A 24,010-nucleotide genomic window follows, 5' to 3' on the forward strand; every position below is an offset into this window, starting at 1 on the left:
GAAAGTGGAACGATATCACTGCCGAATGGGAGCGCCGCGGAATATCGTCCTAATTTTCACGCAGTCCGCGCCGCGGTTCGCTACCATTTCCCGCTGAACATGCGCGCCATCAGCGCCAGCCGGTCCCGCAAGGGCGCCGGTTCGAGCCCGCCCTGTGCGACGAGATGGGGTCGCTTCGCCGCGCGGCGCAGGACCCTGCCCGCCTGCCAAGCGCCAAGCAGGGCCGGGGCTGCGGCGCTGCTGACAGCCCGCCGGGCGGCGCGCGCGCGGCTCAGCCGGGCCAGCCCGTCCCGCGCCAGAGCGCGGATCGCATCCGGGCGGCCATCCACCAGCGGCACGCGCTGCGCCGCCTCGAGCCTCGGGATCGCCCGCAGGTAGCTTGCCAGTCCGACCGCATAGCCCGCGTCCAGAGGCGGGGTGTCCTCCGTCTCGCCCAGCGCGCGGGCGGCGGCCAGCATCAGGTTCCCGGCAGTGTCGGTCAGGTAGCGGTCGAAATGCGCTTCGTCCTCGAATGCATCCTTGTAGATGTCCCAGCGCCGCGCCACGATCAGCGCGTCGAGCAATGCGGCCCCGCGCGCATCCAGCACCCGCGCAAGCGGCGTCACCACCTCGTGCCGTCGCACGTTCCCGCCGCTGCCGATTTCCTCCAGCGCGTCGCGCCACCATTGCAGGCGCATCTCGGCGATCATCGGCTCCTGCGTGACCCAGGGTGCGCGGGACACCTCTATGTTGAAGGCGTAGATCGGGAACAGCGCGCGCCGCGCGGCTACGGGCGCGGCCATAACCGCGATGAACCGGTCGGGATCGCCCCGCCGGACGAGATCGGCGCAGGCGATCAGGTCATCGTCGAACTCTTCGGCCATCAGGCGGGCTGCGCCTGTGCGGCGTCCCCCTCGCGAACGAGCTTCCAGTTGATCGCGTCGAGCAGCGCGTCGAAGCTCGCGTCGACTATGTTCGCGCTTACTCCCACGGTGGACCAGCGGCGCCCCTGCCTGTCCTCGCTATCGATGATGACGCGGGTGACGGCCTCGGTTCCTCCCTGGGTGATGCGGACCTTGAAATCGACGAGGTGCATGTCCTCGACCGCGCCCTGGTAGCGGCCGAGATCCTTGGCCAGCGCCTTGGCGAGCGCGTTGACCGGGCCGCGGTCACTGCCCGATTCGTCCATCGATTCGCTGACCGACAGCTTCTTCTCGCCGTCGACCTTGACCACGACCACCGCCTCGGAGAGCGACACCATCCGGTCATACTTGTTCTTGCGCCGCTCGACCGTGACCTTGTAGCGCTTGACCTCGAAGAAGGCGGGCAGCAGCCCCAGCTCGTCCCGCGCCAAGAGCTCGAAGGACGCCTGCGCGCTGTCATAGGTATAACCCTGGTCCTCGCGCTCCTTGATCCGCTCGAGGATGCGCGGCAGCGCCGGGTCGTCCCTGGCCACCTCGAGCCCGGCCTCGGCGAGGCGGCGGCGCAGGTTCGACTGGCCGGCCTGGTTCGACATCGGGATGACGCGCGCATTGCCGACCAGCGCGGGGTCTATGTGCTCATAGGTCGCCGGGTCCTTGAGGATCGCGCTGGCGTGCAGCCCGGCCTTGTGCGCGAAGGCCGACGCGCCGACATAGGGCGCCTGACGCATCGGGATGCGGTTCAGGATATCGTCGAGCTGGCGGCTGATCTGCGTGAGACCGGCGAGCGCGTCGCGCGTGATCCCGGTCTCGAACCGCCCGGCATAGGGCTCCTTGAGCAGCAGCGTCGGAATCAGCGTCGTCAGGTTCGCGTTGCCGCAGCGCTCGCCCAGCCCGTTGAGCGTGCCCTGCACCTGCCGCGCGCCCGCGTCGACGGCGGCCAGCGCGCCCGCCACGGCGCTTTCGGTATCGTTATGGGTGTGGATGCCGAGGCGCTCCCCGGGGATGCCGGCGGCGATCACCTCGGAGGTGATGCGCCCGATCTCGGTCGGCAGGGCGCCGCCATTGGTGTCGCACAGCACGATCCAGCGCGCCCCCGCGTCATGCGCGGCGCGGATGGCGTCCAGCGCATAGGCGGGATTTGCGCGGTAGCCGTCGAAGAAATGCTCGGCGTCGAAGATCGCCTCGCGCTCCTGCGCGGTGATATGCGCGATGGATTGCGCGATGTTCTCGGTGTTCTCGTCCAGCGTGATCCCGAGCGCGGTTTCGACGTGGAAATCATGCGTCTTGCCAACGATGCAAACCGCATTGGTCCCTGCGTTCAGCACCGCGGCAAGGACGTCGTCATTCTCCGCGCTGCGCCCCGTGCGTTTCGTCATGCCGAAGGCGGTCATCGTGGCGCGGGTCGGCGGCGCCGCGTCGAAGAACGCGCTGTCGGTCGGGTTCGCGCCCGGCCAGCCGCCCTCGATATAGTCGATGCCGAGTTGATCGAGCGCCCGCGAGATGCGGATCTTCTCGGGTGTGGAGAAGGAGACGCCCTGCGTCTGCTGCCCGTCGCGGAGGGTCGTGTCGTAGAGGAAGAGGCGCTCGCGGGTCACGATCTTCCCCCGCCGAGAACCTGACCCGGGGCGGCGTCACAAGCCATGAGGGCCCGGGGCCAGCCCGGGACGGGATAGGCTTGGTCGCGCGCCCTCTCCAGCGCCGCCGGATCGCCTGCGATCCGGTTCGCCCCCGACCCGCCCCCCAGGGCGGGGGCGAAATCGCCCCCACCCTCGGGCCGGGGGCGAACCTCTGTAGGGCGTGGCGCGGTCATTTCAGGGACTCCAGCTTTGCGGGATCGAAGTCAGGCAAGCGAGTGATTTTGGTTCCGCGCGGGGAGTTGCTGACCTCGGCGCCCGCTTCCGACAGTGCTTTCTTTAGCCGGTCTGCGGTTTTATAATCCTTGTTTTCGCGCGCACGGTCGATACAAGCGGCAAGGTTCGACAATTCTTCCCTGACCGCACTTTCTTGCTGATCGAGCAGGGCGTGAGATACGACGTTTGTGGCCTCATCCTTGTGCCGGGCAGCATCAATAGCTGTCTTAGACTCTTTCAGGTTGAATCCCAGCAATGTTTGACTGGCATAAAGTCGTGACAGGAACGGCTCTTGTTCTGCGGGCACTTTCGGAAACTGTTTCAAACGTTTGCGGACCGCCTCTATCGCCGCGTAAGTATCGAGATCGTCGGCCAATGCAGTCACAACTTCCTCAAAAGGCTTAGCGCGCGAAAGGTCCTGCAGCGTTTGGCCCCCCCCTTGACCCAGAGCTTTCGCAAATTCTATCACGACCTTGCGCGCCTCATGTCGCCGTTCGACCCCGAAATCCATCGGGTCTCGGTAGTGAGATAACAGGAACGACATGCGGATCACCTCGCCCGGCACGCCCTGGTCCAGCAGGTCCCGCACGGTAAAGAAATTGCCCAGCGACTTGGACATCTTCTTGCCCTCGACCTGCAACATCTCGTTATGCATCCAGACATTCGCGAAATCGTGGCCGGCGCATTTCGATTGCGCGATCTCGTTCTCGTGATGCGGGAACATCAGGTCGTTGCCGCCGCCGTGGATGTCGAAACTCCCGCCCAGCAGCTCATGGCTCATGGCCGAGCATTCGATATGCCAGCCGGGCCGCCCATACCCCCAAGGGCTCTCCCATCCGGGCTGGTCCCCGGTCGACGGCTTCCACAGAACGAAATCCATCGGGTTGCGCTTGTAGGGCGCCACCTCGACCCGCGCGCCGGCGATCATGTCATCGACCGAGCGCCCCGACAGCGCGCCATATTGGCCATAGCTCTCGACTGCGAACAGCACATGGCCCTCGGCCTCATAGGCGTGGCCGCGGGCGATCAGATCCGCGATTATCGTCACCATCTGCGCGATGTAGCGCGTCGCGCGCGGCATCTCGTCGGGCTCGAGCGCGCCCAACGCGCCCATGTCCTCGAGGAACCATGCGATCGTCTCCTCGGTGATCTCCCCGATATCGCGCCCGGTCTCGGCGGCGCGGGCGTTGATCTTGTCATCGACGTCGGTGAAGTTGCGCACGTAGGTCACGTGCTCGGGCCCATAGACATGACGCAAGAGCCGGTAGAGCACATCGAACACCACCACGGGCCGCGCGTTGCCCAGGTGCGCGCGGTCATAGACGGTGGGGCCGCAGACATACATGCGCACGTTGTCCGCATCGATGGGCGCGAACAGCTCCTTCTTGCGGGTCTTCGTGTTGTAGAGCTTGATCTCGGTCATGGGCGTCCTCGCGCGCGGGGTTGCGGCGGGCTTAGCAACTAACCGAAAGGTTTGGAATAGAAGACCGGCCCGCCGAGAAATCTCAGCAGGGAATGCAGCGGCGAATGGCGATGCATCGGGTCATGCGAAGACGGTAGAACGCGAATCGACCCCGGTCAAGCGCCACGGCGCTCCACACGCGCGCCCGCTTCGTCTTGCCGACAAATATCCTTGCCTGACGCATCCCGCCCCATCCGCCCGCGCCGCCGCCCGGACGGCGCGCGCCGGCGACGAGGATTGACATCCCCGCCTCGCGCGGCCACCTGTCCGCCGGCGGACGGAAGAAGGAGGCGGGATCATGCAGATATCGCGGCGGCTGCGCAACATTAACCAGGGCGGATCGGACGGCTGGGAGGTCTTCACCCGCGCCCGCGAGATGAAGGCGGCAGGTCTCCCCGTGGTCGAGCTCACGGTCGGCGAACACGACATTCCGACCGATCCCGAGATCCTGCGCGCGATGTACCAGGCGGGGCTCGACGGGCATGTCGGCTACCAGAACTTCCAGGGCCAGCCGGCCCTGCGCGAACGGGTGGCAGAGCGCGTGGAGCGCAGCACCGGAACCCCTACCGCACCCGAGGAGATCCTGATCGTGCCGGGCGGACAGGCGGGGCTCTTCGCCACGCACAACCTGACCTGCGATCCCGGCGATACCGCGCTTTATATCGATCCCTATTACGCGACCTATCCGGGCACCATCCGCAGCGTCGGGGCGGTCGCGAAACCCGTCACCGCCCGCGCCGAAGACGGGTTCCAGCCCGACCCGGACGCCATCGACGCGGCGGCGGAGGGGGCGAAATCGCTGCTGGTCAATTCGCCGAACAACCCGACCGGCGTGGTCTATTCACGCGACACGATGGAGGGGATCGCGCGGGTCTGCCGCGACCGGGACCTGTGGCTGATCTCGGACGAAGTCTATGACACCCAGGTCTGGGAGGGCGACCACCTCAGCCCGCGCGCCCTGCCGGACATGGCCGAGCGCACGCTGGTCATCGGGTCGATGTCCAAGAGCCACGCGATGACCGGCAGCCGCATCGGCTGGGTCGTCGGCCCGCGCGAGGCGATCAGCTACATGGGCGACCTGACGACGAACACCACCTACGGCGTCGCCGGCTTCGTGCAGATGGCGGCGGTGCACGCGCTCGACATGGGGCCCGCTTTCGAGGCGGAGATCGCGGCGCCCTTCCGGCGACGCCGCGGCGTGGTGATGCGCGCGCTCGAGGGGCAGAACGTCGTGCGCGCGATCCCGACCAAAGGAGCGATGTATGTCATGCTCGATTTGCGCGCGACCGGCATGAGCGGCGAGGATTTCGCGATGGCGCTGCTCGATACGCATCACGTCGCGGTCATGCCGGGCGAGAGTTTCGGCCGCGCCGCGGCGGGGCATGTGCGCGTCGCGCTCACCGTCGCCGACGAGCGGCTGGAAGAGGCGATGCGCAAGCTGGTCGCCTTCGCGGCCGGGCGCGTGCGCTGAGCGCGGAAACCGCCGCCCGACGGTCTGAAAACGACACGAGTCGCAATTGGGACAGACAGCCCCTTGTCGGCGGCCTCAACTGGAGGCGCCAACAGGAGGGCTGGCCATGTCGCCAAGCTGCAAGATCACGCTGGTGATCTACACGATCGGGGCGGAGCGGGGCCGCGCCGCGCGCGGCGACCCGCAGGCGGGTTGATCCCCAAACCCCCTGTTTTCCACCGCAGCACCGGAAACCCGACCCATGACAGACACCATATCACGCCGCACCGGCGGGCGCGCCGCGCGCCGCGCCAGCCGCGCCGCCCCTCTCAGCGACGCCATGCGCCCCATCCGCCCCGGCATGAGCGGCGGCGCCTATCAGCCGCTCACCCCGCAGGACGTGGAGCGCATCCACCGGACCGCGCTCACCGCGCTCGAGGAAATCGGCCTTGCCGACGCGCCCGAAAGCGGGATCGCGCATCTCACGCGCGCGGGCGCGATCCTCGGGACCGACGGGCGGCTGCGCTTCCCGCGCGCGCTGGTCGAGGACACGATCGCCAAGGCCAATCGCGAGATCACGCTTTTCGGTCGCGACCCGCGGCACGACATGGAGCTCTCGGGGACGCGCGTGCATTACGGCACCGCCGGGGCCGCGGTGCACATGGTCGACGTGGACGGGCGCAACTACCGCGAATGCACGGTGCAGGACCTGCACGACGCGGCGCGTATCGCGGACGTGCTGGACAACATCCATTTCGTGCAGCGCCCGATGGTCTGCCGCGACATTCCCGACAATTACGAAATGGACATGAACACCGTCTATGCCTGCTGCGCGGGCACGACCAAGCATGTCGGCACCTCCTTTACCGAACCGGGATTCGTCAAGGGCGCGCTCGAGATGCTGCACATGATCGCGGGCGGCGAGGACAAGTGGCGCGAACGCCCCTTCGTCAGCAACTCCAACTGTTTCGTGGTCCCGCCGATGAAATTCGCGACCGAAGCCTGCCAGGTGATGGAGGCCTGCATCGAGGGCGGCATGCCGGTGCTGCTGCTGAGCGCGGGCATGGCGGGTGCGACCGCGCCCTCGACCATCGCCGGGGCCATCGCTCAGGCCACCGCCGAATGCCTCGCCGGTCTGGTTTACGTCAACGCGGTCAGCCCCGGGCATCCGGCGATCTTCGGCACCTGGCCCTTCGGGCTTGACCTGCGCACCGGCGCGATGACCGGCGGCTCGGGCGAGCAGGCGCTGCTGAGCGCGGGTTGCGCGCAGATGCATCGCTTCTACGGACTGCCCGGCGGCGCCGTGGGCGGCATCACCGACGCCAAGCTGCCGGACATGCAGGCCGGATGGGAGGCGATGTGCTCCAACGTCATGGCCGGCCTGTCGGGTCTCAACATGGTCTACGAGGCGGCGGGCATGCATGCGTCGCTGCTGGGGTTCTGCCATGAATCGCTCATCCTGGGGGACGACCTGATCGGCCATGCACTGCGCTGCGTGCGCGGCATCGAGGTGGACGACGAGACGCTCGGGCTCGACCAGATGCGCGAGGTCTGCCTTGGCGGGCCGGGGCATTACCTCGGGACCGGGCAGACGCTGGCGCGGATGCAGACGGACTACCAGTATCCCGCCCTCGGCAACCGGATGAGCCCCAAGCAGTGGGACGAAAGCGGCAAGCCCGACCTCATGGCCGAGACTATCGAGCGCAAAGAGGAGATCCTCGCCGAGCGTTCCGCCGCGCGGTTCGATGCGGCGACGGACGCGGCGATCCGCGAAACGTTCACGATCCACCTGCCCGCGTAGGCCAAGACAGCTGATCCCCCCGCGCGCAGACCGGCAACCGGCAACGCGGGGGCGATCGTTGTGCAATGAGTATCTAAGGAATATTGAAAGATGGGGTGGAGGCTATCGGCCAATCATCCACGCACCGTCGGGCCAGAAGGCGTCGAAGGCGAAGGCGAACATCACGTCGTGCGCAAGGTCGCGACCTTGCGCATCGCGCACGCGGACTGCGCCGACCTCCCTGCCCTTCGCGATACTCGCCGTATCCAGCGCCGAGGCCTGCCCGGACTCCCAACTCAGCGTGACGCCGTTCTCGGTCAGGGCGCCCGCCGCGCGGATGCGGGTCAGCGGCCATGCCGCCTTGCCCACGCGCACGACGCGGGCCAGCGCGGGAATGCCGTGCGGCGGCGGCGCGCCATCATAAAGGAAAGGCCGCTCGAGGCTGTCATACCCGCCATAGGGATTGCGCCCGTATTGGCGCGGGAAATCCGGCTGATCCATCACCAGCCCGCCGGGAGTCCGCGCGCGAAACGTCGCCCAGCTTTCCATCCATGTCGGCAGTTGCCTGAGGCGCGCGCCCGTCAGTTCGCCGACGATGGCCAGCCCCTGCGCCTGTTGCCACCAGCTCTCGGTCTGGCGGTCATACATGATCATGTCGGAATTGCGCAGCTTGCCCGACACCCCGAAATCGAGCACGCCATGCGCGGTGCGCCGGTCGAACGTGACCCCCGAATTGCACAAGGGGCAGAACGTGACGGCGACGGGGACGCCGCCCACCGTGTCGTTCACGATCTCGTGCCAGATGAGATAGCGGATCGGATAGGCGCGCGCGGGCGCATCGCCGATTTGGACGGTGATGACCGGTTCAGTGCCGGCGATGCGCGTTTCCGACGCGGCCGGGCGGAAGGCGGGGGCGTCGATCGCCGGGATGCCGTCCTTCGGCGGGCCGCCCGATTTGATCTCGGCCCAGCTTGCCACGCTCTTGCGGGTGAAATCGGTCCGCGGCCATTCGTGTTTCCAGGAGGCGGGATCGGCGGTCGCCGCGCCGGTCAGCAGCATGACAGCGGCGAGAAGGGCGAAGAGGCGGTGCATGGGCGCTCCTTTGGGCAAGGTCGGCGCCGCAGCATGCGCCGCGAAGGCGCGCCGCGCCACCCCCTTGCACGCGAAAGTGACGGCGCGTCAGTCGCCTGCGCGGTCGGCGTCTATCTTTTCCATCACCGCGTCCCAGCGACGGGCGTTCAGCACCTTGCGGAATGCGCGTTCGAGTTCCTCGACCGCGCCGCGCTCATACCACTGGCCGTGGGCGAGGATCAGGCGCTCGGGGTTCCATGCGATCATCCGGTCCACGGCATCCGCCAGCAGATCCTTGCGGCGGAAACTGAACGCCATGTCGGGCGGCATGCGCCCCCTGGGCGCATCGATCCCGGCCAGCCAAACGAGGGGGCGCATCCAGGCGGGCAGCTTCGCGGTTTCGAAATTCTCGATCAGGTCGGTGAGGATCAGGGTTCTTGAGGCGCGGTGATGGAACACCGCCTCGCGATGGGTCTTGCTGCCCTCGACGATCATCTGGTCGATCTGGCCCGCCCAGGGCGTTTCCGCCTTGGCGCCGAGATCGTGGTCGAAATGCAGATCCAGGCCGTGTTTCGCGGCGCGCTGCGCGACGCCGGGCGCGGCCCATGCCAGCGCCTCGGGCCAGGCCGCCTGCCAGTCGGCGACATGGGCGTAATGAATCCAGTTGGGCGCGATCAGGTGCCGGACGGGGCCGAGCGCGTCGATCTCGGCGCGCAGCCCGTCGGTCAGGCGGGTGGGCGAATGCACCCAGAGGCCGCCATTCTCCAGCCGCACCACTGTGGCGCGGGTGGAGAACGGCAGACCGTAGAAGCGGATATGCGGCCCGTCGATCAGCCAGAGCGACGGGGCCAGGGGCTTGGGCGTATCCAGCGGCTCATAGCCGGTCGGACGCGCCGCCATCACTCGGTGACGGTCACATCGGTCATCACGTCGGGCTTGCCCACGACCGCGCCGTTGGGGCCGGTCCCGCGCTTGATCGCGTCGACCACGTCCATGCCGTCCGTCACCTTGCCGACGACCGTGTATTGGCCGTTCAGGTGCGGCGCGGCGGCGAACATGATGAAGAACTGGCTGTTGGCGCTGTCCGGATTCTGACTGCGGGCCATGCCGATCACGCCGCGCTCGAACGGCCGGTCCGAGAATTCGGCGCCAAGGTCGGGCAGGTCGGAGCCGCCCGACCCCGCGCGAGCCATGTCGCCGCCGTCGAGCTTGCCGAACTCCACGTCGCCGGTCTGGGCCATGAAGCCGTCGATCACCCGGTGAAACACGACGCCGTCATAGGCGCCCGCCTCGGCCAGTTCCGTGATCCGGGCGACGTGTTCGGGAGCGACGTCCTCGAAGAGATCCACGGTCACGGTCCCGTTGGCCTCGCCCGCGATGTCGATCGAAAGACCGGTAGCGACGGCCGGGCTTGCGGCCAGGAGCGCGAGTGCGGTGATGAGGTTACGCATCGGAGGCCACCTTCATGCTGATCATGCGGTCGGGGTTCGCGGGGGGCTCGCCGCGGGCGATCTTGTCGACATGCTCCATGCCCTCGATCACGCGGCCGTAGACGGTGTATTGGCCGTTCAGGAAATGGTTGTCCGAGAAGTTGATGAAGAACTGCGAATTGGCGCTGTTCGGGTTCTGGCTGCGCGCCGCGCCGATGGTGCCGCGGTCATGCGGCAGCTTGGAGAACTCGGCCTTGAGGTCGGGCTTGTCGCTGCCGCCGGTGCCCGCGCGGCCGGGATTGTAGTCCTTTTCCATGTTGGCGTGCTGCACGTCGCCGGTCTGGGCCATGAATCCGTCGATGACGCGGTGAAAGGCGACGTTGTCATAAGACCCGGCGCGGGCCAGTTCCTTCATCCGTTCGGCATGGGCGGGGGCCACGTCGGGCAGAAGCTCGATCACAACGGGGCCGTCCTTCAGCTCCATCAGGATGGTGTTCTCGGGGTCCTTGATCTCGGCCATCGGGGCCTCCTTGAGTGTCTCGGTTGCACGGTTACCTAGGGGTTCGGACGGGGAATGAAAAGGGCGGCGGTTGACCTCTGCGCGCCTTCGCGCCAAGAGAACGCGCGACGAACCGGGACGGGGATTGGGCGATGGGCTGGAAAACGCTGGACGACATGGACCTTGCGGGCAAGCGCGTGCTTACCCGCGTCGACATCAACGTGCCGGTGGAGGATGGCCGCGTCACCGACGCCACCCGGATCGAGCGGATCGCGCCCACCATACGCGACATCCTCGCGGCGGGCGGAACGCCGATGCTGATCGCGCATTTCGGCCGGCCCAAGGGGAAGGTCGTGCTCGACATGTCGCTGCGCGTGGTGCTGCCCGCGCTCGAGGCGGCGCTCGGCCGCAAGGTCACGCTGATCGAGACGCTGGACGGCGCCGAGAACCTCACCGAGGAGGCGCGCGCCGCCGATGTGCTGCTGCTCGAGAACATCCGCTTCCACCCCGGCGAGGAAGCCAACGATCCCGAATTCGCCCGCCGCCTCGCGGGGCTGGGCGACGTCTACTGCAATGACGCGTTCTCGGCCGCGCACCGCGCGCATGCGAGCACCGAAGGCGTCGCGCATCACCTGCCCTGCTGCGCCGGGCGGCTGATGCAGGCGGAGCTTTCCGCGCTCGAAGCCGCGCTCGGCGCGCCGAAACGCCCGGTGGCGGCGGTGGTGGGCGGCGCCAAGGTGTCGACCAAGCTCGACCTCCTGGGCAACCTCGTGGAGAAGGTCGACACGCTCGCCATCGGGGGCGGCATGGCCAACACCTTCCTCGCCGCGCAGGGGCTTGGCGTGGGCGAGTCGCTTTGCGAACACGACATGGGGGGCGCCGCGCGCGGGATCATGACCAAGGCCGCCGAGGCGGGTTGCGAGATCGTGCTGCCCGCCGATATCGTGGTGGCCCGCGAATTCGCCGAGAACGCCCCGCACGAGGTGGTGGCGGCGCATCTCTGCCCCGGGGACGCCATGATCCTCGACGCCGGCCCGCGCAGCATCGAGCGGCTCAGGGCGGTGTTCGGCGCCGCCCGCACGGTGATCTGGAACGGCCCGCTGGGCGCGTTCGAAATCGCGCCCTTCGACGCGGCCACCAACGCCGCCGCGCGCCATGTCGCAGAGCTGAGCCGCGCCGGTCGGCTGGTGTCGGTCGCCGGCGGCGGCGACACGGTCGCGGCGCTCAACCACGCCGGCGCGGCCGACGATTTCACCTATATCTCGACTGCGGGCGGCGCGTTCCTCGAATGGATGGAGGGGAAGGATCTGCCGGGGGTCGCCGCGCTCAAGCGCTGACGGCGGTTCGGTTTGCGTAACGTGGGCCGGGGAAGGTTCGCCGCGGATCTATGGCGCAATTCTTTGCGCCCCCGGCGGTTGATCGCCCTTTTCCGCGCCAGACCCCTGATTTCTGCAAGGTATGTGAATCCGCCATTGCCTAACGCGCGCGCAGCCGCTTAGCTGACGGTTGAAACCGTCACGCGAAGGAAGCCCCATGCGTCACATGAAATCCGCGATCCTCGCCGCCATGCTCGGCGCCACGCTGGCCGGGCCCGCCTCGGCGCAGGGCGATCCGAGACCATCGCTGATGGACGTCATCACGCCCGACAACATCGCCGGGTCGCTCGCCAGCCTCGCGATTTCGGGACTGCGAACGCAGATGGAGGTCGAGTACGAGCACCTCGCGACCGACGTCATGCGCGGGGTCGTGACGCTTTCGGGGGTCACGCTGCGCCCGCAGCTGCCCTACGACCAGGCCCGCCAGTGCGAGGTCTCGGTCGAGCGGATCGGCTTCGACCTTGGCCAGCCCGCGCTCGGCTTCACGGCATGGAGCGCGTCGGTCACGGTGGTCGGGGCGCGGGCGAACATGGCCTGCGTGGAGCGCGAGGTCGGCCTTGCGCTGCGCTCGGCGGGATATACGGAACTCGAGGTGGATCGCCTGATCATGGAGGCGGATTACCTGCATGGCAGCGGCGAAATCCGGATGAACGGGTCGGCCACGGTCAAGGACATGACGACGATCGACCTGGCGGCGACCGGCGCGATCCTGCCGCGCCTCAGCCAGTATGGCGGCCCCGGCGATCCGGCGATCCGGGTGCGCCGCGCCATCCTCGGGATCGAGGATCACGGCGGCTGGAACCGGCTGTCGGCGCTGATCCCCGAGAACCTGCGCCAGCCCGACGTGATCAAGGGGCTGGGCACCGAGGAACTGACCAACATGCTGGGCAATGGCGGCGCCCGGGCGCTGACCGCGACCGAACGGCGGTTCATCGACGACCTGATGAGCCACGTGGCCGATTTCATTCGCGAGCCGAGCGAGATCACCATCGAGGCGCAACTGCCCCCTGGCGGCATCGTGATCGAGCCGGAACTCTACGAAAGCCCCGCGGACCTCTTGCTGGCGCTGGCGCCCGATGCGCGCACCGCGCCGCTGGCGCAATCACAACTGGTGGACGGCGCGCTGCTGGCGCGGATCGACGATGACAGCCTGACGGATGGCGAACGGCTCGACCTCGCCCGTGCGCTGCTTTCCGGGACCGGAGTCCCGCGGGCCGAGGCGCTGGTGCCCGATCTGCTCGCCCCGGTGGCGAACGCGCAGGGGGACGATGCGGCGCAGGCGGCGCTGCTGACCGCGCGGGCGCAGCTCCCGTTCGCGCCGGCCGAGGCCTATCGCAACGCGCTCGCCGCAAGCAGCGCGCGCCTCAAGGGGGCGATCCCGCTGCTCGACGCGCTCGAGGCGCAGTTAACCACCGCGGACGTGATCACGGCGCAGGACGCGCACCTGGTCGGGACCGGCGCCGCGTCTCCGGCCGACGCGCTCGGGCAGACGCGGGACATCCGCGCGGTTCGACGGCTGGCGCTGGCGCATTTCACCGGGCTTGACGCGCCGCGCTCCTACCGCATGGCCTATTACTATGCGCTCATCGCCGAGGCGGCGGGCGATATCGGCGCCACGCCGCTGCGCGAGGATATCGAGGCGCGCTTCGCGGGCCGCGGGGCGGAGGTCGCCGCATTGTGGACGGCGCTTCGGGCCAAGATCCAGCGGCAGGCCCTGTCGGACTGGATCGCGCTCGACCTGGCCGACCGGTTCGGGCGGGACGATTGAGCCGGCCCGCCGTTAGCGCCACCAGGTTTGCAACGCGGGTCCGGCTGCCCTAGAGGTAGCCACTGATCCCATCGCGAGCGGAGCCGAACAGATGCCCAACCAGACCCAAGCCGAGAAGATGCGCAACGCCGACGGTTTCGTCGCCGCCCTGGACCAGAGCGGCGGCTCGACGCCCAAGGCGCTCCGGCTCTACGGGATCGACGAGGACGCCTACGACTCCGAGGCCGAGATGTTCGACCTCATTCACGCCATGCGGTCGCGGATCGCGCAGGCGCCCGCTTTTACCGGCGACAAGGTGATCGGCGCGATCCTGTTCGAGATGACGATGGACAGACAGATCGCCGGCCTGCCCTCGGCGCGATACCTCTGGGAAGAGCGCGGCGTCGTGCCTTTCCTCAAGGTCGACAAGGGGCTGGCCGACGAGGTCGACGGCGTGCGCCTGATGAAGCCGATGCCCGACCTCGACGCGCTGCTGGAGCGCGCGGTCGCGGCGGGGATCTTCGGCACCAAGATGCGCTCGGTCATCGACGCGGCCTCGGCCCAAGGCATCAAGGCCAACGTGGCGCAGCAGTTCGAGGTCGGCAAGCAGATCCTCGGGCACGGGCTGATCCCGATCATCGAGCCCGAGATCACCATCTCGATCCCCGACAAGGCCGAGGCCGAGGATATCCTGCTGGCGGAACTGACCAACGCGCTCGATGGGCTGTCCGATGGCACGCAGGTGATGCTGAAGCTGACGCTGCCCGAAACCGCCAACCATTACGAATCGCTGGTCAATCACTCCGCGGTGATGCGCGTGGTGGCGCTGTCGGGCGGCTATTCGCGCGAAGAGGCCAATGCGCGGCTTGCCCGCAACACCGGCGTAATCGCCAGCTTTTCCCGCGCGCTGACCGAAGGCCTATCGGCGGATCAGAGCGACGAGGCGTTCAACGCGACCATCGGCGAGACCATCGACAGCATCTACCGCGCCTCCGCGGCGGGCTGACCGGGAAAAATTCACGAGTTTTTTCATGCATGCGGCGGGCCTCAGCTCCAATCGACATCCGCGAGGAAGATGTAGCCGGCGCCGTAGATCGTCTTGATCAAGCGGGGGTTTTTCGGGTCTTCGCGCAGCTTCGTGCGCAGGCGCGAGATGCGCACATCCATCGCACGATCAAAGCTCTCGCCCGCCACCCCGCCCAGCGCCTCCTGCATCGCCTCGCGCGAAATCAGCCGCTTGGGCCGTCCCAGAAAGAGGCGCAGCACCTCGCCCTCGGCATGGGAAAAGGGCGTTTCCTCTCCGGCGTCGTCGATCAGCACGAAACGGTCGAAGGCCGCCGTCCAGCCGCTGAAGCGCGCGATGTCGGCGCTGCGGGCGGCGGGGCCGTCGCGGCGCAGGCGGGCGCGGATGCGCGCGACGACCTCGGCGGGGTCGAAGGGCTTCGTGATATAATCGTCAGCGCCGAGCTCGAGCCCCGTCACCCGGTCCTGCACCTGCGCGCGCCCCGAGATGATGATGACCGCCGCGCCGCGTTCGAGCGCCAGACGATGCACCAGCGCCAGCCCGTCCCGGTCCGGCAGCGACAGATCGACGAGGCAGACATCGGGCGCGGTCGTGCGCAACGCCGCCTCGAACTCGGTCGCGCGACCGAAGGCCAGCGTGCGAAAGCCCGCCTCCTCGAGCGCGTCGACGAGCATCCGGCGGATCTCGGGCTCGTCGTCGAGGATGCTGACCAGCGGCGCGGTCACTGCCCGGTCCCTTGCTGCGCCGGGGCGGCGGCGAGAACATCGCGCAACTCTCCCGCGCCGAACGGCTTGCGCAGGAGCGGTGCGAGCCGCGCCGCGGCCGCGTGGCGCGGATCGGCGGGCGGCAAGGAGGTCATCAGGAAAACCGGGCACGGCGCCTCCGCCGCGAGGTCGAGCCCCGTTTCCTCGCCTTCGAGCACGATGTCCGACAGGATCGCCGCGATTTCGGGCAGTTCCGCCAGCAGCGCGCGCGCCTCCGCGACCGAGGCCGCCTCGATCACGCTGTGGCCCGCCTCGCGCAGCATGCCGCGCACGGCGCCGCGCAACTCCGCGCTGTCCTCGACCAGCAGGATCAGCCCGCCCGCCTGCGCGCGCGGCGCGCGACGCAGGGGCAGCCGCAGCGTGACCGACGCGCCGCACGATGCGGCGTTGGCGATGCTCACCCGCCCCCCGGCGAGCTTGGTCATGTCGTAAACCATGACGAGCCCGAGGCCCGAGCCCTCGCCGCCCTTGGTGGTGAAGAACGGCTCGAACGCGCGGGCGAGCGCCTGCTCGGAAAAGCCGGGGCCGCTGTCCTCGACCGTGAAGTCGATCCAGGTCTGTTGCACCGAGCGCACCGTCAGGGTGATCCGCCCCGCGTCCCCGCAGGCGTCGCGCGCGTTCAGCAGAAGGTTCAGCAGCGAATCCTGCAACATGCCCGCATCGATCAGCACGCGGCCGGGCGTCGCCTGCCGGTCGATCGCAAACCGCACGCCCGCCGGCAGGACCGAGCGCGCCAGCGTCTCGAGCTCATCGAGCGCCGCCCCGAGATCGGTCGGCGCGGGCATGTGTTCGCGCCGCCCGGTCATGTCCGCGATCCGGTCGAGCAGCGCGCCCCCCCTGCGCGCCGCCGACAGCGTGGCCGAGACCAGCGTCGCCGCCTCCGCCGGCAGGTCCATGCGTTGCAGTTTCGACTGCATCCCGAGGATGATGGTCAGCAGGTTCGAGAAATCATGCGCCATGCCGCTGGTCATCTGCGCTGCCGTCTCGCGCCGGCGGGTCTGTTGCAGGGCCGCGCGGGTCTGAGCCTCTTCGGTGATGTCCATCGACAGGATATAGACCCCGCCATGCACCTTGTCGGGGGTAAAGGCGACGCGGAAACGCCTCGCGCTGGCCGCGTCGGTGAACTCGAACACCGACGCCGCGCCGGCGAATGCCCGGTCGAGCCGCGGCGCGATGGCTCGGTAGGTGGCCGGATCCAGCGCCTCCTCGATACGCATGCCGACAATGTCAGGCCTCGCGCTCGGCATGATCCGCGCCAGCCGCTTGTTCGAAAAGGTGTAGCGCCGATCGGCGCCGACATGAGCGATATGGGCCGGCATCATCTCGGCGGTCAGCCGGGTGCGCGCCTCGATCCGGGTGATCCGGCGCTTGGCCTCCTCGAGCGCGGTCACCGTCGCCTCGAGCTGGCGGTTGGCGGCCGAAAGTTCCTCGGCGTATTCGGCCAACTGGCCCGACAGTTCCTCGGAGCGGGCGCGCAGCAGCGCCTCCTGCCGGCGGGCGCGGGTGATGTCGGTATAGACGGTGACCCAGCCGCCCTCTGGCAGGGGGGAGCCTTCGACGCTGATGGTGCGTCCGTTGGCGCGGGTGCGCTCCATGTAATGCGGCTCGAAGGCGCGGGCGATCTCGACCCGCACGGCGACGAAAGGTTCGAGGTCGGCGACCTCGCCGTAATCGCCCCGCTCGGCGAGAAAGCGGACCGTATCGGCGAAATCCGCGCCCGGCGTGGCCAGCCGGTCGGGCAGTTCGAACATCTCCTGAAAGCGCGCGTTGCAGGCCGCCAGCCGCAGGTCGCGGTCGTAGATCGTCAGCGCCTGCTGGATCAGGTTCAGCCCGGCCTGCGTCATCTCGTGGCTGGACAGGCCTGCGGGCGCGTATTCCGCCGCGTCGCTCATCCCCGCCGCTCCGCTCGCTTCCGCCGCACGCTATCTCCCTCGCCGTCTGTTACAATTCGTAAGGATTGGGCAATCTTTGCGAAAGACTCGGCAATCAGTGTTAGCTTAACAGCCTGCACGGTGAAAGAGTATCGCCCATGCCGGGCGGCCCGCGGCAAGGACGGGCATCTGGGAGGAAGACGACCTTGGCAAAACACCCCGAGCCGGTGGAGGGGCTCGCCTCTATTCCGGCGCTGTTGCAGCGCAACGCGACGCAATACGCGAACCGCCCGGCCTACCGCGAGAAGGAGTTCGGCATCTGGCAGTGCTGGACCTGGGCAGAAGCCGAGCGCGAGATCGAGGCGCTGGCGCTGGGCCTGATCGACATGGGCGTGGCCGAGGGCGATTTCGTCGCGGTGGTGGGACGCAACCGCCCCTATTTCTACTGGGCCATCGTCGCGGTGCAGTCGATCGGCGCGGTGCCCGTCACGCTCTACCATGACGCCTCTGCCGATGAGATGGCCTTCGTGATGGAACATTGCGGCGCCCGCCTGGCCATCGTCGAGGACCAGGAACAGGTCGACAAGGTGATCGAGGTACAGGACGGCCTCAGCAAGTTTGAGCAGATGATCTATATCGACCCGCGTGGCCTGCGCAAATACGACCACGGCAAATTGCACGCCTATTCCGACATCCAGGAAAAGGGCCGCGCCCGGCGCGCCGACCTTCTGGACGAACTCGAGGCGCGGCGCGGCAAGCTCGATTACGACAGCATTTGCGTGATGCTCTACACGTCCGGCACCACCGGCAAGCCCAAGGGCGTGGTGCTGAGCAACCGCAACATCATCGAGGCGTCCAAATCCTCGTCCGAGTTCGACAACCTGCGCCCCAAGGAGGAGGTGCTCGCCTACCTGCCGATGGCCTGGGTGGGCGATTTCATCTTTTCCATCGGGCAGGCCTACTGGTGCGGGTTCTGCGTCAACTGCCCCGAAAGCGCGGACACCATGCAGGTCGACCTGCGCGAGATCGGGCCGACCTACTACTTCGCCCCGCCCCGCGTGTTCGAAACGCAACTGACCAGCGTGATGATCCGCATGGAGGACGCGGGCCGCACGAAGAAGTGGCTCTTCGATCACTTCATGGCGCACGCGCGCAAGGTGGGCGGCGATATCCTCGACGGCAAACCCGTGGGCGCGTGGGACCGGCTGAAATACGGCCTCGGCAACCTGCTGGTCTATGGCCCGCTCAAGAACACGCTCGGCCTCAGCCGGGTGCGCGTCGGCTATACCGCCGGAGAGGCGATCGGGCCGGAGATCTTCAGCTTCTACCGCTCGCTCGGGATCAACCTGAAGCAGCTCTACGGTCAGACCGAGGCGTCGGTCTTCATCACCCTGCAACCCGACGGAGAGGTGCGCGCCGATACCGTCGGCGTGCCTGCGCCGGGGGTGGAAATCCGCATCGCCGAGGATGGCGAGGTCTTCTATCGCAGCCCCGGCGTGTTCGAGTGCTATTACAAGAACGAGGAAAGCACCAAATCGACCAAGGATCCCGAGGGCTGGGTGGCCACCGGCGACGCCGGCTTCTTCGACGACGAAACTGGCCAATTGCGCATCATCGACCGCGCCAAGGACGTCGGAAAGATGGCGAACGGCGCGCTCTTCGCGCCGAAATATGTCGAGAACAAGCTGAAATTCTTTCCCAACATCCTCGAGGCCGTGGTCTTCGGCAACGAGCGTGAGGAATGCACCGCCTTCATCAATATCGACCTCACCGCCGTGGGCAACTGGGCCGAGCGCAACAATATCGGCTACGCGAGTTACCAGGAACTCGCCGGGCATCCGCGCGTGCTCGACACGATCCGCGAGCATGTGGAAGAGGTGAACCGCTCGCTCGCCGACGACCCGATGCTGGGCCATTGCCAGGTGCACCGCTTCCTCGTGCTGCACAAGGAACTCGATGCAGACGACGGCGAGATGACCCGCACCCGCAAGGTGCGCCGCGGCGTGATCTCGGAGAAGTTCGACGATCTTCTTGGCGCGCTCTACGACGGCTCGGACGAGATATTCACCAAAACCGAAGTGACCTACGAGGACGGCCGCAAGGGAAGCATCTCCGCGACGCTCAAGATCGTGGAGGCGGCGGTGAAGCCGGTAGAGGACGCGAGACAGGTGGCGGCGGAATGAGGGGGGAGTGCATGTTTCACCTGCGCCCCGCAACCAGCGCCGCCCCCCGGCCTCTCCCCATCTCGGAAGATGGCTGGGCGGGCTCTCCCCATGCCGGAGGCGCGCCATGCTAGACGCGAGCGAAGGCTACACCACCGAGGATGGCCGCAAGATCGGCGGCGTCGTCATGGAGATGAAGAACATCACGCTGCGCTTCGGCGGGGTGGTGGCGATTCAGGACATCAGTTTCGACATCCGCGAAGGCGAAATCCGCGCGATCATCGGACCCAACGGCGCGGGCAAGTCCTCCATGCTCAACGTGATCAGCGGCTTCTACAACCCGCAGGAGGGCGAGGTGTTCTACAAGGGCGAGAAACGCCCGCCGATGAAGCCCTACCAGGTCGCGCGGCAGGGCATCGCGCGCACCTTCCAGAACATCGCGCTGTTCGAGGGGATGAGCGTTCTCGACAACGTGATGACGGGCCGCATCCGGCAGATGAAGGCGGGGCTGCTGGCGCAGGCGCTCTGGAAGGGCCGGGCCGAGCGCGAGGAGGTCGAGAACCGCGAGGTGGTCGAGAAGGTCATCGACTTCCTCGAGATTCAGCACATCCGCAAGACGCCCGTGGGGCGGCTGCCTTACGGGCTCAAGAAACGGGTGGAGCTGGCGCGCGCGCTGGCGGCGGAGCCGTCGATCCTGCTGCTGGACGAACCGATGGCGGGCATGAACGTGGAGGAGAAGGAGGACATGAGCCGCTTCATCCTCGACGTGAACGACGAATTCGGCACCACCATCGCGCTGATCGAACATGACATGGGCGTCGTCATGGATCTGTCCGACCGCGTCGTGGTGATGGATTACGGCAAGAAGATCGGCGACGGCACGCCCGACGAGGTGCGCGGCAATCAGGACGTGATCGACGCCTACCTGGGGGTGGCGCATGACTGAGCGGGCAACCCGGCGCGTTCGCGTGACGCCAAGAGTTTTTGTTGAAAACTCTTGGCAAATTTCTTCGAAGAAATTTGCAGGGGGCGGGACCGATGCCTGACCAATTGATCTTCGCGATGGAGGTCTTCCTCAACGGTCTCATGGCGGGCGTGCTCTATGCGCTTGTCGCGCTCGGCTTCGTGCTGATCTTCAAGGCCAGCGGCATCTTCAACTACGCCCAGGGCGTCATGGCGCTCTTTGCGGCGTTGACGCTGGTGGGGGTGATGGAGGGGCAGGTGCCGTTCTCGCATCTCGTCAACGCGGTGCTGGGGACGGAGATCCACCATTTCGGCTGGCATGTGCCGGCGTTGCTGGCGATCGCGCTCACCATGCTGGTGATGATCGCGCTGGCCTGGGCGGTCAATCACTTCGTGTTCCGCCACCTCGTCAACCAGGAGCCGATCATCCTCTTCATGGCGACCATCGGGCTGGCCTATTTCCTCGAGGGGCTGGGCGACATCATGTGGGGCGCGGACATCAAGAAGCTTGATGTCGGGCTGCCGCAGGGGATCAACACGATCATCGACGAATATACCTACAACCTCTTCGATTACGGGTTCTTCATCGACAATCTCGACATCGTGGCGACGCTGATCGCCGCGGTGCTGGTGGCCGGCCTCATCGTCTTTGCGCAATACACCAAACAGGGCCGCGCCATGCGCGCCGTCGCGGACGACCACCAGGCGGCGCTGAGCGTGGGCATCTCGCTCAACTGGATATGGGTCATGGTCTGGTCGCTGGCCGGGTTCGTGGCCCTGGTTGCGGGGATCGTCTGGGGGACGAAATCGGGCGTGCAGTTCTCGTTGTCGCTGATCGCGCTCAAGGCGCTTCCCGTCTTGATGCTGGGCGGCTTCACCTCGATCCCCGGCGCGATCGTCGGCGGGCTGATCATCGGGGTGGGCGAGAAGCTGTTCGAGTTCCTGATCGGCGCGCCCTACCTCGGCGGGGCGACCGAAAACTGGTTCGCCTACATGCTGGCGCTGCTGTTCCTGGTGTTCCGCCCGCAGGGATTGTTCGGGGAGAAGATCATTGAACGTGTTTGACGATGGCAAAGCGCGGGCCGTTTCCGGGGCTCCGCCCCGGACCGCGGGATATTTCCGGCAAGAAGAAGTAGCGGAGGGGCGGCATGTTCTATCGTGAAGCGGGCGACTTCAAGACGTCCTACGCCGAGGACAACCAGACCTTTCCGATCAAGTTCGACCGCTATCGCTACTATGCCGTGCTGGCGGTGGCGTTCCTCGTCATCCCGTTCATCGTCAACGACTACTGGCTGAACGCGGTCCTGCTGCCGTTCCTGATCTACGCCATCGCCGCCATCGGGCTCAACATCCTGACCGGCTATTGCGGGCAGGTGAGCCTGGGCACCGGGGGTTTCATGGCGGTGGGGGCCTATGCCTGCTACAAGCTGATGACGGCCTTTCCCGATATCTCGATCCTGATCCATGTCGTGCTGGCGGGCGGGATCACCGCGGCGGTCGGCGTGCTCTTCGGGCTGCCGTCCCTGCGCATCAAGGGGTTCTACCTCGCCGTGGCGACGCTGGCGGCGCAGTTCTTCCTCGTCTGGCTGTTCAACCGGGTGCCGTGGTTCTACAACTACTCGGCCTCGGGCCAGATCAGCGCCCCGGAGCGCACGGTGTTCGGAGTGCCGGTCACGGGGGCCGAAACTTCGGCCTGGGCGGTTTATCTCGTCTGTCTCGTGTTCCTGACGGCGAGCGCGCTGATCGCGCGCAACCTCACCCGCGGCATGGCGGGGCGCAAGTGGATGGCGATCCGCGACATGGACATCGCCGCCGAGATCATCGGCGTCGACCCCTTGCGCGCGAAGCTCAGCGCTTTTGCGGTCTCGAGCTTCTTCATCGGGGTTTCCGGCGCGCTGTTCTTCGCGGTCTATCTCGGCGCGGTCGAGGTCGGCGAGGCGTTCGGCATCAACAAGTCGTTCCTGGTGCTCTTCATGGTCATCATCGGCGGGCTGGGCTCGATCTTCGGCAGCTTTGCGGGGGCGGCGTTCCTCGTGCTGCTGCCGGTGTTGCTGAAGAACCTGCTGGTGGGCAGCCTCGGCTGGCCGACTGACGTGGCGGCGCATCTGGAACTGATCATCGTCGGCGCGCTGATCGTCGTCTTTCTCGTGGCCGAGCCGCACGGGCTGGCGCAGCTGTGGCGCGTGGCCAAGGAGAAACTGAGACTATGGCCGTTCCCGCATTAGCGGGCGGCCGGGCGCGGCGGGGAGAGTTCCCCAAGCGCGGAACCATCGGACGAAACCAAGGGAGGAAACCACCGATGAGAAAGATGTTCATGACTGCGGCGCTGGGCGCGGCGCTAGCCGCGGGGCCGGCGCTGGCGGAGCTGGTGGTCCCCGACCTGAGCTACCGCACCGGCCCCTACGGGGCGAACGGCATCCCGTTCTCGGACGGCTATCAGGACTATTTCACGCTGGTCAACGAGCGTGACGGCGGCGTCGGCGGAGAGAAGATCCGCATCGCCGAATGCGAGACCGGCTACAACACCGAGAAGGGCGTCGAGTGCTACGAGGCCACGAAGGATGAGGGCAGCCTCGTCTATCAACCGCTGTCGACGGGGATTACCTACCAGCTGATCCCCAAGACCGCCGCCGACGGCATCCCGATGCACACGATGGGCTACGGGCGCACCTCGGCCAAGAACGGCGCTGTGTTCCGCAACGTGTTCAACTACCCGGCCAATTACTGGGACGGGGCGAGCCACGCGATCACCCATATCCTAAACGAGAATGACGGCGACATCTCGGGGCGCAAGATCGCGCTGGTCTATCACAACAGCGCCTATGGCAAGGAGCCGATCCGCACGCTGGAGGAGCTGGCGAAGAAACATGGGTTCGAGCTGATGCTGCTGCCGGTCGATCACCCGGGCCAGGAGCAGAAATCGCAATGGCTGCAGATCCGCCGCGAGAAGCCCGACAACGTGATCATGTGGGGCTGGGGCGTGATGAACCAGGTGGCGATCCAGGAGGCGGTGAACATCCGTTACCCGATGGACCAGTTCATCGGCATCTGGTGGTCCGGGTCTGAAAATGACGTGAAGGCGGCGGGCGATGGCGCCGACGGCTACAAGGCGCTGACCTTCCACAACCTGGGTGATGACTACCCGCTTTACGACGACATGCGCAAATACGTCGTCGACGCAGGCAAGGCCGCGGGCGCGGGCGACCAGGTGGGCAGCGTGCTCTACAACCGCGGCATGTATGCCGCGATGCTGGCGGTCGAGGCGATCAAGACCGCGCAGGAGCTCGCCGGCACCTCGAACATCACGTCCGAGCAGATGCGCGACGGGATGGAGGCGCTCGAGATCACCGAGGCCAAGATGGCTGCGCTGGGTCTCCCCGCCTTCGGCCCCGAGTTCAAGGTCACCTGCGAAAACCATGGCGGCGACGGCTATGGCGCCGTGTCGCAATGGGACGCAGCGGCGGGCGAATACAAGCTCATCACCGACTACTACCAGTCCGACCAAGAGGTCATCGGCAAGCTGGTCGCCGAGGACTCGGCCGCCTACGCCGAGGAGAACGGCATCACGCCGGGCTGCGACTAAGCGCGCTCTTCCCGGCCGCGGCGCCCGTCGCGGCCGGGGAGTTTGGATATTTCTACCAAGAAAAAGCAGGGGTGGA

General features: G+C 67.1%; 19 protein-coding genes. 10 read left to right on the forward strand and 9 right to left on the reverse strand.

Features of this window, described 5'->3' with window-relative positions; all coding sequences use genetic code 11:
• Nucleotides 1-80: 80 nt before the first annotated feature.
• From D6850_RS16005 to cysS, 3 genes are all read right to left on the reverse strand, one after another.
• The gene (locus D6850_RS16005; RefSeq protein WP_121168618.1) at nucleotides 81-863 is read right to left on the reverse strand and encodes a squalene/phytoene synthase family protein; all 783 of its coding nucleotides are present in this window, start codon (nucleotides 861-863) and stop codon (nucleotides 81-83) included.
• On the reverse strand, nucleotides 863-2,497 hold the full coding sequence (gene cimA, locus D6850_RS16010) for a citramalate synthase (protein ID WP_121168619.1): 1,635 nt from the start codon (nucleotides 2,495-2,497) through the stop codon (nucleotides 863-865). Before cimA ends, D6850_RS16005 begins: the two co-directional genes overlap by 1 nt.
• A 211-nt stretch (nucleotides 2,498-2,708) precedes the next feature.
• Nucleotides 2,709-4,175, reverse strand: coding sequence for a cysteine--tRNA ligase (cysS, locus tag D6850_RS16015; protein ID WP_121168620.1), 1,467 nt, complete (start codon nucleotides 4,173-4,175; stop codon nucleotides 2,709-2,711).
• A gap of 337 nt (nucleotides 4,176-4,512) precedes the next feature.
• Between cysS and D6850_RS16020 the strand changes: the two genes are divergently transcribed.
• Nucleotides 4,513-5,685, forward strand: a complete 1,173-nt coding sequence (locus D6850_RS16020; RefSeq protein WP_121168621.1) for a pyridoxal phosphate-dependent aminotransferase — start codon at nucleotides 4,513-4,515, stop codon at nucleotides 5,683-5,685.
• Nucleotides 5,686-5,926: 241 nt separating this feature from the next.
• Nucleotides 5,927-7,465 carry a trimethylamine methyltransferase family protein gene (locus D6850_RS16025; protein ID WP_121168622.1) on the forward strand — a complete coding sequence of 513 codons (1,539 nt, stop codon included), beginning with the start codon at nucleotides 5,927-5,929 and terminating at the stop codon, nucleotides 7,463-7,465.
• A gap of 102 nt (nucleotides 7,466-7,567) precedes the next feature.
• Here D6850_RS16025 and D6850_RS16030 read toward each other — a convergent pair whose 3' ends face one another.
• The 4 genes from D6850_RS16030 to D6850_RS16045 form a co-directional block, all read right to left on the reverse strand.
• A complete protein-coding gene (locus D6850_RS16030; RefSeq protein ID WP_121168710.1) occupies nucleotides 7,568-8,536 on the reverse strand; it encodes a DUF3179 domain-containing protein in 969 nt (322 codons plus the stop codon).
• 87 nt (nucleotides 8,537-8,623) lie between these two features.
• Nucleotides 8,624-9,415, reverse strand: coding sequence for a DUF4336 domain-containing protein (locus D6850_RS16035; protein WP_121168623.1), 792 nt, complete (start codon nucleotides 9,413-9,415; stop codon nucleotides 8,624-8,626).
• Complete coding sequence (locus tag D6850_RS16040; protein WP_121168624.1) at nucleotides 9,415-9,966, reverse strand: peptidylprolyl isomerase; 552 nt, start codon at nucleotides 9,964-9,966, stop codon at nucleotides 9,415-9,417. The genes D6850_RS16035 and D6850_RS16040 overlap by 1 nt, the downstream gene beginning before the upstream one ends.
• The gene (locus tag D6850_RS16045) at nucleotides 9,959-10,465 is read right to left on the reverse strand and encodes a peptidylprolyl isomerase (protein WP_121168625.1); all 507 of its coding nucleotides are present in this window, start codon (nucleotides 10,463-10,465) and stop codon (nucleotides 9,959-9,961) included. Before D6850_RS16045 ends, D6850_RS16040 begins: the two co-directional genes overlap by 8 nt.
• Nucleotides 10,466-10,596: 131 nt before the next feature.
• Here D6850_RS16045 and D6850_RS16050 point away from each other — a divergent pair, with 131 nt between their 5' ends.
• The 3 genes from D6850_RS16050 (at nucleotide 10,597) to D6850_RS16060 (ending at nucleotide 14,573) form a co-directional block, all read left to right on the forward strand.
• Nucleotides 10,597-11,781 (forward strand): phosphoglycerate kinase, encoded by a 1,185-nt coding sequence (locus D6850_RS16050; protein WP_121168626.1) that lies wholly within the window; start codon nucleotides 10,597-10,599, stop codon nucleotides 11,779-11,781.
• A 196-nt stretch (nucleotides 11,782-11,977) separates the two neighbouring features.
• Nucleotides 11,978-13,588, forward strand: coding sequence for a hypothetical protein (locus D6850_RS16055; RefSeq protein WP_166434098.1), 1,611 nt, complete (start codon nucleotides 11,978-11,980; stop codon nucleotides 13,586-13,588).
• Between the two features lie 91 nt (nucleotides 13,589-13,679).
• Nucleotides 13,680-14,573: a fructose bisphosphate aldolase gene (locus D6850_RS16060; protein ID WP_121168628.1), complete on the forward strand. Its 894-nt coding sequence runs from the start codon at nucleotides 13,680-13,682 to the stop codon at nucleotides 14,571-14,573.
• Between the two features lie 41 nt (nucleotides 14,574-14,614).
• Here the strand turns inward: D6850_RS16060 and D6850_RS16065 are convergent, their stop codons facing one another.
• Complete coding sequence (locus D6850_RS16065; RefSeq protein WP_121168629.1) at nucleotides 14,615-15,316, reverse strand: response regulator transcription factor; 702 nt, start codon at nucleotides 15,314-15,316, stop codon at nucleotides 14,615-14,617.
• A complete protein-coding gene (locus tag D6850_RS16070; RefSeq protein ID WP_245964216.1) occupies nucleotides 15,313-17,247 on the reverse strand; it encodes a hybrid sensor histidine kinase/response regulator in 1,935 nt (644 codons plus the stop codon). The genes D6850_RS16065 and D6850_RS16070 overlap by 4 nt, the downstream gene beginning before the upstream one ends.
• Nucleotides 17,248-17,432: 185 nt before the next feature.
• Here D6850_RS16070 and D6850_RS16075 point away from each other — a divergent pair, with 185 nt between their 5' ends.
• The 5 genes from D6850_RS16075 (at nucleotide 17,433) to D6850_RS16095 (ending at nucleotide 23,934) form a co-directional block, all read left to right on the forward strand.
• The gene (locus tag D6850_RS16075) at nucleotides 17,433-19,409 is read left to right on the forward strand and encodes an AMP-binding protein (protein WP_245964217.1); all 1,977 of its coding nucleotides are present in this window, start codon (nucleotides 17,433-17,435) and stop codon (nucleotides 19,407-19,409) included.
• Between the two features lie 106 nt (nucleotides 19,410-19,515).
• A complete protein-coding gene (locus tag D6850_RS16080; protein ID WP_121168631.1) occupies nucleotides 19,516-20,334 on the forward strand; it encodes an ABC transporter ATP-binding protein in 819 nt (272 codons plus the stop codon).
• A gap of 92 nt (nucleotides 20,335-20,426) precedes the next feature.
• Nucleotides 20,427-21,416, forward strand: a complete 990-nt coding sequence (locus tag D6850_RS16085; RefSeq protein ID WP_121168632.1) for a branched-chain amino acid ABC transporter permease — start codon at nucleotides 20,427-20,429, stop codon at nucleotides 21,414-21,416.
• 83 nt (nucleotides 21,417-21,499) lie between these two features.
• Nucleotides 21,500-22,576, forward strand: coding sequence for a branched-chain amino acid ABC transporter permease (locus D6850_RS16090; RefSeq protein ID WP_121168633.1), 1,077 nt, complete (start codon nucleotides 21,500-21,502; stop codon nucleotides 22,574-22,576).
• Between the two features lie 74 nt (nucleotides 22,577-22,650).
• A complete protein-coding gene (locus D6850_RS16095; RefSeq protein WP_121168634.1) occupies nucleotides 22,651-23,934 on the forward strand; it encodes an ABC transporter substrate-binding protein in 1,284 nt (427 codons plus the stop codon).
• Nucleotides 23,935-24,010: the final 76 nt, after the last annotated feature.

The organism is Roseovarius spongiae (assembly GCF_003651245.1).
Taxonomy (GTDB): domain Bacteria; phylum Pseudomonadota; class Alphaproteobacteria; order Rhodobacterales; family Rhodobacteraceae; genus Roseovarius; species Roseovarius spongiae.

Coding starts and splice junctions, on each gene's coding strand:
- D6850_RS16005 (WP_121168618.1), bottom strand. CDS start 863: ATGGCCGAAGAGTTCGACGATGACCTGATCGCCTGCGCCGATCTCGTC.
- cysS (WP_121168620.1), bottom strand. CDS start 4,175: ATGACCGAGATCAAGCTCTACAACACGAAGACCCGCAAGAAGGAGCTG.
- D6850_RS16020 (WP_121168621.1), top strand. CDS start 4,513: ATGCAGATATCGCGGCGGCTGCGCAACATTAACCAGGGCGGATCGGAC.
- D6850_RS16025 (WP_121168622.1), top strand. CDS start 5,927: ATGACAGACACCATATCACGCCGCACCGGCGGGCGCGCCGCGCGCCGC.
- D6850_RS16030 (WP_121168710.1), bottom strand. CDS start 8,536: ATGCACCGCCTCTTCGCCCTTCTCGCCGCTGTCATGCTGCTGACCGGC.
- D6850_RS16035 (WP_121168623.1), bottom strand. CDS start 9,415: ATGGCGGCGCGTCCGACCGGCTATGAGCCGCTGGATACGCCCAAGCCC.
- D6850_RS16040 (WP_121168624.1), bottom strand. CDS start 9,966: ATGCGTAACCTCATCACCGCACTCGCGCTCCTGGCCGCAAGCCCGGCC.
- D6850_RS16045 (WP_121168625.1), bottom strand. CDS start 10,465: ATGGCCGAGATCAAGGACCCCGAGAACACCATCCTGATGGAGCTGAAG.
- D6850_RS16050 (WP_121168626.1), top strand. CDS start 10,597: ATGGGCTGGAAAACGCTGGACGACATGGACCTTGCGGGCAAGCGCGTG.
- D6850_RS16055 (WP_166434098.1), top strand. CDS start 11,978: ATGCGTCACATGAAATCCGCGATCCTCGCCGCCATGCTCGGCGCCACG.
- D6850_RS16060 (WP_121168628.1), top strand. CDS start 13,680: ATGCCCAACCAGACCCAAGCCGAGAAGATGCGCAACGCCGACGGTTTC.
- D6850_RS16070 (WP_245964216.1), bottom strand. CDS start 17,247: ATGAGCGACGCGGCGGAATACGCGCCCGCAGGCCTGTCCAGCCACGAG.
- D6850_RS16080 (WP_121168631.1), top strand. CDS start 19,516: ATGCTAGACGCGAGCGAAGGCTACACCACCGAGGATGGCCGCAAGATC.
- D6850_RS16085 (WP_121168632.1), top strand. CDS start 20,427: ATGCCTGACCAATTGATCTTCGCGATGGAGGTCTTCCTCAACGGTCTC.
- D6850_RS16090 (WP_121168633.1), top strand. CDS start 21,500: ATGTTCTATCGTGAAGCGGGCGACTTCAAGACGTCCTACGCCGAGGAC.
- D6850_RS16095 (WP_121168634.1), top strand. CDS start 22,651: ATGAGAAAGATGTTCATGACTGCGGCGCTGGGCGCGGCGCTAGCCGCG.